A 9,900-nucleotide genomic window follows, 5' to 3' on the forward strand; every position below is an offset into this window, starting at 1 on the left:
CAATCATCATGAAACTCCCAATAAAGGGAAGATTCCGGACAAGCCGGAATGACGGAAAGGGACAAAGCCGAAACGATTGCATAGGTATCTTCTGCTTTATTTTTCAAATGCGTTTGCTCCTGTTGACGGCAACCGCGTTAACAATAAACGCCGTGACCGGCACATCGGCGCTGCCGGTCACACAGTTGTCCTCCTATCCCAATCTATCATGCCCCAATTGCGGCCTTTGTTATTTCTTCGGCCTTTTTGAACATGATGTCTTTTTCGTCTTCTGAGCGTGTCTCAATGTAAAAACGCACCTTTGGCTCTGTCCCCGACGGCCTTATTAAAAGCCATGAGTCGTCGTCAAATATTACCTTTGTGCCGTCAACGGTTATGATGTTTTTTATGGATTTTGACTTGCTGCCGAATGTTACCGCCGCGCCGGCCCTGAGGGTATCTTTTATCTTCGACAGTTTCTCTATGAGGGGTTTACCAACCAGCGCGCGGTCAACTTCCACGCCGGAGCGGTCAGGGTAGAAATACCCAAACTCCTCCTGCACGTCCCTGAAATACGCCCCTATTGTTTTTCCGGTTGCCATCATCATCTCTATGGCGATGAGCAGACCGAACATCGCGTCCTTCTCAAGCGTATGGTTATAGCCGGTGATGCCGTCGCTTTCTTCGAATGTTATGATTGCCCGTTCTTTTGCCGATGGGAGCAGGTATGGCCTGAAGTTTTTAAACCCTACCATTGTCTCTTTGAGCGTGACGCCGAGCCTTTCGGCTATCGCGTTGACGAAATTGCTGGTTGCCACTGATTTTGCCACTATGCCGGAGAGTTTCTTGTATTTGTGGAAAAAATGAAACGCCAGCGCGCCAAAGGCGTTCATGGGCAGTTCGGTAGTGCCGTCGGTTAATCTGATTCTGTCGCCGTCGGGGTCCATTATTACGCCGAGTTTGAGGGCCGCGTCTGAGGCCCTTAGCTCATTGGTAACCATCTGCATATTCTTTGATGACGGCTCAGGGGCAATACCCCCAAAGAGGTAGTCGTTTTCTGTCCTGAGGTATTTTATTTTACTGCCGTTTTCGCCAAGCAGACGCTGCGGCCTTCCGCGCGTTGCGCCGTGGACGTGGTCTATGCAGATGAACACGTCATTATCGGCGATAAATTTTTTAATTGAGTCAAGGTTAATGGTTCTCTTGTTGTTTACGTATTTTTCGTACAGGGCAACGGGGTCAATGGTTTCGTAATCCACTTTCCTGGCTTCGGGGATTATCGTCTTATCCGCCATCATCTTATTGGCAAACCTTTCGATGACCTTTGTAATCTCAGTGCCTGCTGGTCCGCCGTCTGAGGGGTTGAACTTATAGCCTGCCCAGCGGGCGGGATTATGCGACGGGGTCAGGTTTATGGATGCCGCCCCACCAAGCTCTTCAAGTGCAGCAGAGAACTCAGGCGTTGTGGTCTCGCCGGAGTAGTAGGCAGAGATGCCCGCACCGCTCAGAAGCCCAATTGCCTCCATGGCAAAGTCCTGCCCCAAGAACCGGTTGTCATGCCCTACGATAACGCCTCTTTGTTGAATCTCTTTAAAATCTTTTACACCGAGGGCCTCCATCACGGCGGGGTCCTCTTCTTTGAACATTGAGATTATTGCCTTCGTCACTATCTTCATATTATTAAAGGTATAGTCCATGCCGATTTCCCCGCGCCATCCGGAAGTCCCGAAGACTATGTTTGTACCATCCATGTTTTCCTTCGCAAAGTCTTCTATTTCAGACAGCATTCCCGCGTTTTCCTTTGGGTTTGACAATATCTCCTTCCAGCACTCAGAAGCATCCTTAAATAACGCCATATATACCCCCGCTACTCATCACATTTTTCCGGCCACAGGCAATGCCCGCGCGATTGACTTATATATTGTATCACAAATACGAATGATTTATCCATATCGCCGCTGCTTTAACGCATGGATTTGCGGGGGGCGCGACTTAAAAAGATGCCTTTTTGGCATGGGGATAGGTAATTGCCCTATTTTGTCCTAAATCACCTATATAAAAACCAGCCTTTCACCTATTGATAATAAAATTCATTCCAATGCCGGGCAGGTAGTTGAGAAATATTAAAGTTTTGAGGGGATAATCCCCCGTCTTGGCGATAGATAAAGCGTCGGCAAAATTACGGGGTGAAGGGGGGGTTACCCCCCCTTCGTCGTTAATCCTTATCTGTTGGAGTTATTGATCTATCTCTTTTACATCAATAAACGGCATATTTTGAGAAGTAACCTTTGGCAGAATACCGTTCCACTTGTCTATGGCCTTCATTGTTGCCTCTATTCTGCGCAGTTTAATCAGGTCAGGCGAAATGTTTTCTTTCTGAAGCCTTAGGGCCTCGGCCTCCGCCTTTGCCTGTGTTATCTTCTGTTCGGCCTCGATCTTGATTCTATCCAAATCTCTTGACGCCTTCAGTGCTAGTTGCTCGGCGGTTTGTTTTGATTCAATGGCCTCCATGAACAGCTTGGAGAATGAAAAATTCATGATAGAAAACTCATCTACGACGATTTGATGCTTGATGAGACGCTCAACCAGACCGCTTTTCATCTCCGCGCTGACAATCGGCCTTTTTGTTATCAGTTCCTCGGCGGTATATCTGGCCGTTACCGCCTTTACGATTTCCTGAACCGCGGGGTCAATTATCCTCTCCTTATAACTGGTGCCGATGGTTTGATAGATAAGATTTGCCTTATCGGGGAGGATGTTGTAATTGATAGCGATGACAGATGTAACCTCCTGCAAATCCTTCGATGAGGCATCGGCGTTTGTCTGGGACTTGTGTACCTGGACATCCATCTTGACGACTTTTTGCACTATGGGAATAAGGATGTGAAGCCCCTCGTTAAGCACGACAGGCTGTACCGCTCCAAAGTTAAGCACTACGCCCCTTTCTCCGGCCCCTATGGTAACAAATGGATTAATAATAAGCAGCACCATCACTACAGCGATTACAACTGTAACTATCATGTAGAATTTCTTTGTAACGAAGCCCGGCATTTTAGGCTCATATCCGTCAAAAACTCCTCCTGGCATACATAACCTCCCACTTAACGAATTAAACAAGCTCTCCCATTAATTGTACACTAATTGTTAAAAAAATGTTTATTTAAAAAATATTGACAACAGAGGCGCGCGGCGGTTACAATTTCAGCAGGAGGGCGTATGATAGGATTCATAGGCGGAGGCAATATGGCCGAGGCATTGATTAAAGGCATGGCCTTGAGGAATATTTACGTCTCGGAGCCGTCTGAACAAAGACGGGGCTATATCTCAGCAACATACGTCGTTAACACTACCGACGACAACAAAGAGCTTGCCGTGAAGTCCGACATTATCATTCTCGCAGTAAAGCCCCAGATAGTAAGCGGCATTGCCGAAGAACTTGCCAGCGTTGACCTGTCGCAAAAGATTCTTATATCCATAGCCGCCGGAGTCTCGATTTCCTATCTCAGCCATGCCTTTAAGACGAACAATGTTGTAAGGGTGATGCCTAATACCCCGGCGTTGGTGCTTAAAGGGATGTCAGTAATATCTGCGGCTGAGGGAATCTCCCTTGAGACTATGACCTTGGTGGAAGGGATTTTCTTATCCATCGGGAGGGTTTGTCGCCTGCCTGAAGCCCAAATGGACGCGGTTACGGCCGTTTCGGGAAGCGGGCCGGCCTTTATCGCGTTCTTTGCGGAGGCTATGATTACAGGCGGCATAGCACTTGGCCTCGACGATGAGACAGCCTCTATGCTGACCCTTCAGACGCTTGCCGGGACGTCGGAGCTTTTTTCCTCACGCAGCCCCCGGTCAGTCATAAATATGGTCTCCTCGCCGGGTGGAACTACCGTAGCTGGACTAAAAGTTATGCAGGACAGAGACATGGCCGGGCTGGTTGCCGATGTGTTGAGGGCGGCGGCCTTGCGCAGTGCCGAATTGAATATTAAGGTGAGCAAATAATTTCTGGAGGGAGGTATGTTTATCGTTGGAAATCTTGTAGGGGCAGTTGCAGAGATAGCCGACCTTATACTGGGGGCTTATATGTGGATTGTCATCGTTGCCGCCCTGCTGAGCTGGGTAAACCCTGACCCGTACAACCCTGTTGTGAGATTTTTGTATTTGGCAACCGAGCCGATATTACGTCCCATCAGGAAAAAAGTGGGCACCCTTGGCGGCATAGACATCTCTCCGATGATTGTTGTCCTTGCCATTGTGTTTACGAGGTCTTTTCTGGTGAAAAGTCTGTTGCAGGCAAGCCGCGTTTTACGTTGACGCGGCAATAAACTTATTTTAATTGCAGATTTATGATATAATCATCCCGTTTAAGGAATTAAACATAAGGAGGCAGGGCATGAGGATTACACCGCTGGATATTCAGCAAAAACAGTTCCCCGTGAAGTTCAGGGGGTTTGACGTTGAGGAGGTCTATGCCTTTTTGGAGATCCTTCGTGAGGAGATGGAGGAGCTGCTTAGGGAGAACACGTCCTTAAAAGAGCAGATTCACATCATAGAGGGACAGCTCAAGGAACACAAGAACATGGAGACCACCCTTAGAGAGACACTGATAACCGCCCAGCAGATGATTGAGGCATATAAGACAAACGCCAGAAAGGAGGCCGAGTTAATCACGCGGGAGTCTGAGCTGAGGGCAGATGAGATAATAAAAAGGGCGCAGGAGCGTGTTGTCAAAGTCCACGAAGACATTGTTGACCTCAGGGGCATAAGGAGACATTTCAAGGAAGAGATCAGGCGTCTGGTTGAGAAAATCCTGCGCGAGATAGAATTTGACAAGGAAAGAGAAGGCGACGCTGACGACTGGGGTGACAGAAGAGTAGGGGCTGACGACGGCGTTGAGCACGTATAATACTTTAAAAGGGGTTCATGACATTGTCCCTCCAGATGTGTTTGTATGGAATAAAATAGAAAGGACCGCGAGGGACTTGTTTTATATCTTCGGCTATGACGAGATAAAAATACCCGTCATTGAGTCCACCGAAATATTTACCCGCTCAATCGGGCAGTCCACCGACATAGTAGGAAAGGAGATGTACACGTTTACCGACAAAGGCGGCAGGAGCATTACATTACGCCCCGAAGGCACTGCGCCGGTTGTTAGATGTTATGTGGAAAACGCACTGAACAGGCGGCCTGCCCCGCAGAAATTTTATTACATGGGGCCGATGTTTCGCTATGAGCGTCCCCAAAAAGGGCGTCTCAGACAGTTCTATCAAATCGGTGCGGAGTGTTTTGCCGCGGCAGGCCCGGAGTCCGACGCCGACATGCTGTTTCTGATTAATAATTTTTTTGAAAAACTGAAAGTGCCGCACCTGAGGCTTGAAATAAATTCTATCGGATGTAAAGTTTGCCGCCCCGCTTATAATGCCGCCCTGTCCATGTTTTTTTCGCAAAAAGAAGAGTTCCTCTGTGGCGACTGTAAGACAAGGCTGACAAAGAATCCCCTTAGAATCCTTGACTGCAAAGTAGAGAGCTGCTGTGTGCTCAGAAACGGTTCGCCGCTTATCATAGATTTTCTTTGCGAGCACTGCAAATCGCACCACGACAGACTAAGAGAACTCCTATACAACCTCGGTATCTCTTTTGACGACAACCCGTTGATAGTAAGAGGCCTTGATTATTATACCAGAACAACTTTCGAGTTTACTACGGAACACCTCGGCGCGCAAAAGGCGGTGGCGGCAGGGGGGCGATACGACAGCCTCGTAGAGGAATTCGGCGGCCCGGCAACACCGGCCATAGGCTTCGCGCTTGGTATGGAGAGGCTTGTCGAGTTAATGAAACTGTTTGAGCCACATACAAACGCCCCGTTTTTCTACTTCGCTGTGCTGGGTGAGGAGCCGTTGAATATTGCCCTTTCTCTGGCCATAAGACTCATGGATAAGAACATCTCCTCTACATGCGGCGAATGGAAAATATCCTTAAAGAGCCACATGAAAAGGGCCAGCAGCTTAAATGCGAAGTACGCCGTAATGCTTGGCACAGAGGAAATCCAAAAGGGCATGGCGACATGGAAACGCCTCTCCGATGGCACTCAGGACGAAATAAATATACATGACGTGGCGGCCTTCACTAAATTGTATGAGCAGGGGCGGGCATGATTGAGAGCATGACAGGCTATGGAGCCAGCGAAAGAAACGGCCTGAAAGTCGAGATGCGTTGCGTTAACCACAGATTCCTTGATTTGAACATAAAGGCGCCGCCGTTTTTCCTGAAACACGAAATAGGGATAAGAAACCTGATAAAAACACGCTTCCATCGCGGCCACATAGACATATATGTAACCGTTGCCCCTGAAAGTACATGCAAGATATCAATTAACAAGGAATTCGTAAAAGGTCTGATTCACGCGGTGTCAGCAATCAAAGATGAGTTTCACCTGCGGGGAGAGATAGACTTCGCCGCCATCTTGTCATTTAAAGAGGCATTGGTTACCGAGATGAGCGAGACGCCGGAGGATGTCATTTACGAGGTCTTCAACGAGGCCATAGAAAAGTTGGAGGCGATGAGACAACAGGAAGGCCAAATCCTCCTCGGAGAAATCACCAGCCATCTTGACGCGATAGACGCGGCCTTAGCCGGAATCAGGGAGGAGTCACTGGGTGCCGCTGAGAGAATCTTTGAAAGGACTAAAAGTAAATTGAAGGAACTTATGGATTCCATACCGGTTGACGATAACAGACTGTTGCAGGAAGCCGCGCTTTTGGCGGAAAGATATGATATTTCAGAGGAAATCCAACGCATAGGAAGCCACCTGAAACAATTCAGACAAAACCTCGCGGATAATGATAAAATAGGCAGGAAGCTGGATTTTATATTGCAGGAGCTTAACAGGGAGGCAAACACGATTACGTCAAAGACCGATATGTATTCGGTAAACGCCCTCGCTGTGCAATTAAAGGCGGAGATAGAGAAACTACGCGAACAGGTGCAGAATATTCAATGAAAAAAATACATGACAGTGAGAGGAACCATGTATGTATATAAATAACGGACGGCTGTATATACTGTCAGCCCCGTCAGGGACGGGAAAGACGACGATAAGCGGTGAGATACTAAAAAGTATCCCCCACATGAAGGGGTCGGTTTCATTCACGACACGCCAACCCCGCGCCGGAGAGCGTAATGACATTGATTATACCTTCATCAGTGTGGAGGCGTTTCATCACATGTTACAGGCTGGTGAATTTATAGAGTCGGCGGAGGTGCATGGCAATTACTACGGCACGTCCATAAAGAGGATAAAAGAGATACAGGAAGGCGGCAGTGACGTACTCCTTGACATAGACACACACGGGGCAAAGCAAATAAGGGCGAGACACATTGACGCCACATATATATTTATCCTCCCGCCATCGCTTGAAGCGCTGCGTGAGCGTCTGTATAAGCGAAACCTGGACGACGAAAAGAGTATAATCCGCCGCCTTGCGAAGGCAAAGGATGAGATCAGGGAATGCCTGTTTTACGATTACATAATAGTGAACGACGACCTGCGCCGGGCGGTTGACGGCCTGAAGGCGATAATACTATCGGGCAGGTTAAGGGCTGACTGCCTGAACGCGGATTGGTTTGAGGGCAAATTCGGCATACAGTAATAAAATAATGGTAGATTTAAATAGATATTACAGGAGGAACAGTAAATGGATTCAATCTCACTGCCCATAGAGCTTGACTACAATGAAGTAGATGGACGCTTCAGGCTCGTGCACATCATATCCCAGCGGGTGAAGGAACTATCTCACAAGGGAAAGCCTATGGTTGTCTCAAAGGCGCATAAATTAACCACTATTGCGCTTGAAGAGGCCATAAGCTACAAACTTGAGTTCATCACCGGAGTAGAGGCCAAGCAGGCAAACGAAGAGGCGAAGAAGCTGGACTACAAGAGGTTCTTAGAAGAGAAACGCAGGGCGAGTGAACAAGAAGACCTCTCCGAACTCGAAAAAGACCTCAAGTTCTATCTCGACGAGAGAGAAGATACCGGCATAAAGCACACCATAGAGACGTTGTTTACCGATACCGATGGGGAACCCTTAGCAGATACGGAGTAGCATTCCTATGGAAGACAAGGCACGGGGACGCGCGGATGCGGCCAGGCATGTTGTGCTTGGCGTTACGGGCGGCATTGCGGCCTACAAAAGTCCACTCATAGTGCGCGCAATTAAAGACCTGGGGATAGAGGTGAGGGTGGTTATGACTGAGGCGGCGAGGCAGTTTGTGACGCCACTGGCGCTTGAGGTCGTCTCAGAAAATCCCGTGTTGTGGGATAATTTCCAGTCTCCGTTGTCTCACATAAACATGGCAAAGGGTGCGCTTGCCCTGATAATCGCCCCTGCCACGCTTAACACGATTTCAAAGTTTTCCTCCGGCATAGCGGACAATCTGCTGACTACGCTGTTTATGGCCTTTAGAGGCCCTGTAATAATAGCCCCGGCTATGAACTGGAGGATGTACGACAATCCGATATTCAAAGACCGTCTTGCGTATCTGAAAGACAAGGGAGTAGTAGAGATACCACCCGAAATGGGCCAGCTTGCCTGCGGCGAGCAGGGTGTGGGGCGCATGGCATCGGCAGAGAGGATTGTGCATACGTTAAGGCGCGTAATCGGCGCAAATGATATGAAAGGCCTCAGGGTGGTCGTGGTCTCAGGGCCGACGAGGGAATACATAGACCCCGTGAGATTTATAACAAACAGGTCATCGGGGAAAATGGGCCTTGCCCTTGCGCGTGTGGCCTGCCTGAGGGGGGGTGTGGTAACGCTCATAAGCGGCCCTACATCACTGCCCTCGCTATCTGATATAAGCGACGCTGAGGTTATCCGCGTTGAGACATCCGGCGATATGCGGCGTGCCGTTTTAGAAAAATCCAGAGAGGCCGACATCGTGGTGATGGCCGCGGCGGTGTGCGACTTCAAACCGGAGAGGTTTATAGAGGATAAGATATCACGTACGGAGAGATTTACACTTGATCTCATAAAGACAACTGACATCCTTGCGGAGGTATCCTCACATAGAAATGCCTCAAAAACACCTTACATAGCCGGTTTTGCCGCTGAAACAGGTGACAGAAAAGACAGGGCGCGCGAGAAACTCAAAAGAAAAGGCATCAACATGATAGTCTTTAACGATGTTACCGCGGAAGGGGCTGGTTTTGACTCTGACACTAATATTATGACTGTCATCACACCGGAGCAGGAACTCTCCATTCCTAAAATGTCAAAAGAAGACGGCGCTGACAGAATCTTCGACATAATACTCTCACACATAAAAGGCCCGCGCTGATGTCTCCCGATAAACTGGACAGGTTAAGAGAAAAGGTCTTAGGCGGTACCAACCCCAAGCTCTTCGTCCCCCTGTCGGATGAGTACAAGAGCCTTGGCATGACGGCCGCCGCGATACATGTGCTGGAGCACTGCATAGAGACATATCCAAACTTCATGAGTGCGCGCGTGGCCCTTGGGAATCTCTACATGGAAAAGGGCTGCTTTATACACGCCATTGAGGAGTTTAAATCGGTTACAGAGGCCATTGCGGACAACATCCTGTCTCATAGAAAACTTGCTGAACTGTACACAATCATAGGCGAGACTGAAAATGCCCTGTTGTCCTATAAAACAATCCTTTCAATAGACCCGTCTGATGAGGACGCGGCTGCGGGCATTGAGAAAATCATCAACGAAGTCCGGCTCAAAGAACAGTCGCAACAAGAGGCAGCGGCGGACAACCCTGACATCCCGGTTGAAGCAATCTCAGAGACAAGTGATATCGGGGACGAATACGAACTGACTGAGGGCATAGACATTGAAGACGGTGAAGAGACGGTAGTAATTGAGACGGAGCCATCAACTGCTGAGTTCACGCCTGAAGAGG

General features: G+C 48.7%; 11 protein-coding genes. 9 read left to right on the forward strand and 2 right to left on the reverse strand.

Features of this window, described 5'->3' with window-relative positions; all coding sequences use genetic code 11:
* Positions 1-206: 206 nt before the first annotated feature.
* Positions 207-1,835: a phosphohexomutase domain-containing protein gene (locus AB7D94_RS07005; RefSeq protein ID WP_420265034.1), complete on the reverse strand. Its 1,629-nt coding sequence runs from the start codon at positions 1,833-1,835 to the stop codon at positions 207-209.
* 379 nt (positions 1,836-2,214) lie between these two features.
* On the reverse strand, positions 2,215-3,066 hold the full coding sequence (locus tag AB7D94_RS07010; protein WP_420265036.1) for a prohibitin family protein: 852 nt from the start codon (positions 3,064-3,066) through the stop codon (positions 2,215-2,217).
* Between the two features lie 129 nt (positions 3,067-3,195).
* On the opposite strand from AB7D94_RS07010, the gene proC reads away from it, so the two are divergent.
* From proC to AB7D94_RS07055, 9 genes are all read left to right on the forward strand, one after another.
* A complete protein-coding gene (gene proC / locus AB7D94_RS07015) occupies positions 3,196-3,978 on the forward strand; it encodes a pyrroline-5-carboxylate reductase (protein ID WP_420265038.1) in 783 nt (260 codons plus the stop codon).
* A 15-nt stretch (positions 3,979-3,993) separates the two neighbouring features.
* Positions 3,994-4,290, forward strand: a complete 297-nt coding sequence (locus AB7D94_RS07020; RefSeq protein ID WP_420265039.1) for a YggT family protein — start codon at positions 3,994-3,996, stop codon at positions 4,288-4,290.
* A 79-nt stretch (positions 4,291-4,369) separates the two neighbouring features.
* Entirely contained in the window at positions 4,370-4,882 is a 513-nt protein-coding gene (locus AB7D94_RS07025) for a DivIVA domain-containing protein (protein ID WP_420265040.1), read from the forward strand.
* Positions 4,869-6,134 (forward strand): histidine--tRNA ligase, encoded by a 1,266-nt coding sequence (gene hisS, locus AB7D94_RS07030; RefSeq protein WP_420265041.1) that lies wholly within the window; start codon positions 4,869-4,871, stop codon positions 6,132-6,134. Before AB7D94_RS07025 ends, hisS begins: the two co-directional genes overlap by 14 nt.
* The gene (locus AB7D94_RS07035; protein ID WP_420265042.1) at positions 6,131-6,979 is read left to right on the forward strand and encodes a YicC/YloC family endoribonuclease; all 849 of its coding nucleotides are present in this window, start codon (positions 6,131-6,133) and stop codon (positions 6,977-6,979) included. Before hisS ends, AB7D94_RS07035 begins: the two co-directional genes overlap by 4 nt.
* Positions 6,980-7,010: 31 nt before the next feature.
* Complete coding sequence (gene gmk, locus AB7D94_RS07040; RefSeq protein ID WP_420265043.1) at positions 7,011-7,628, forward strand: guanylate kinase; 618 nt, start codon at positions 7,011-7,013, stop codon at positions 7,626-7,628.
* A gap of 45 nt (positions 7,629-7,673) precedes the next feature.
* Positions 7,674-8,081 (forward strand): DNA-directed RNA polymerase subunit omega, encoded by a 408-nt coding sequence (gene rpoZ, locus AB7D94_RS07045; RefSeq protein ID WP_420265044.1) that lies wholly within the window; start codon positions 7,674-7,676, stop codon positions 8,079-8,081.
* 7 nt (positions 8,082-8,088) lie between these two features.
* Complete coding sequence (gene coaBC / locus AB7D94_RS07050) at positions 8,089-9,312, forward strand: bifunctional phosphopantothenoylcysteine decarboxylase/phosphopantothenate--cysteine ligase CoaBC (RefSeq protein ID WP_420265045.1); 1,224 nt, start codon at positions 8,089-8,091, stop codon at positions 9,310-9,312.
* On the forward strand, positions 9,312-9,900 hold a 589-nt coding region (locus AB7D94_RS07055; RefSeq protein WP_420265046.1), incomplete at its 3' end, for a tetratricopeptide repeat protein. The genes coaBC and AB7D94_RS07055, both read left to right, overlap by 1 nt.

Origin of the sequence: Candidatus Magnetominusculus dajiuhuensis, from assembly GCF_046044395.1 — a bacterium.
Lineage (GTDB): Bacteria > Nitrospirota > Thermodesulfovibrionia > Thermodesulfovibrionales > Magnetobacteriaceae > Magnetominusculus > Magnetominusculus dajiuhuensis.

Bases quoted from the DNA above. Each gene is read 5' to 3' on its own strand.
- AB7D94_RS07005 (WP_420265034.1), bottom strand. From the start codon at position 1,835: ATGGCGTTATTTAAGGATGCTTCTGAGTGCTGGAAGGAGATATTGTCA.
- AB7D94_RS07010 (WP_420265036.1), bottom strand. From the start codon at position 3,066: ATGCCAGGAGGAGTTTTTGACGGATATGAGCCTAAAATGCCGGGCTTC.
- proC (WP_420265038.1), top strand. From the start codon at position 3,196: ATGATAGGATTCATAGGCGGAGGCAATATGGCCGAGGCATTGATTAAA.
- AB7D94_RS07020 (WP_420265039.1), top strand. From the start codon at position 3,994: ATGTTTATCGTTGGAAATCTTGTAGGGGCAGTTGCAGAGATAGCCGAC.
- AB7D94_RS07025 (WP_420265040.1), top strand. From the start codon at position 4,370: ATGAGGATTACACCGCTGGATATTCAGCAAAAACAGTTCCCCGTGAAG.
- AB7D94_RS07035 (WP_420265042.1), top strand. From the start codon at position 6,131: ATGATTGAGAGCATGACAGGCTATGGAGCCAGCGAAAGAAACGGCCTG.
- gmk (WP_420265043.1), top strand. From the start codon at position 7,011: ATGTATATAAATAACGGACGGCTGTATATACTGTCAGCCCCGTCAGGG.
- rpoZ (WP_420265044.1), top strand. From the start codon at position 7,674: ATGGATTCAATCTCACTGCCCATAGAGCTTGACTACAATGAAGTAGAT.
- coaBC (WP_420265045.1), top strand. From the start codon at position 8,089: ATGGAAGACAAGGCACGGGGACGCGCGGATGCGGCCAGGCATGTTGTG.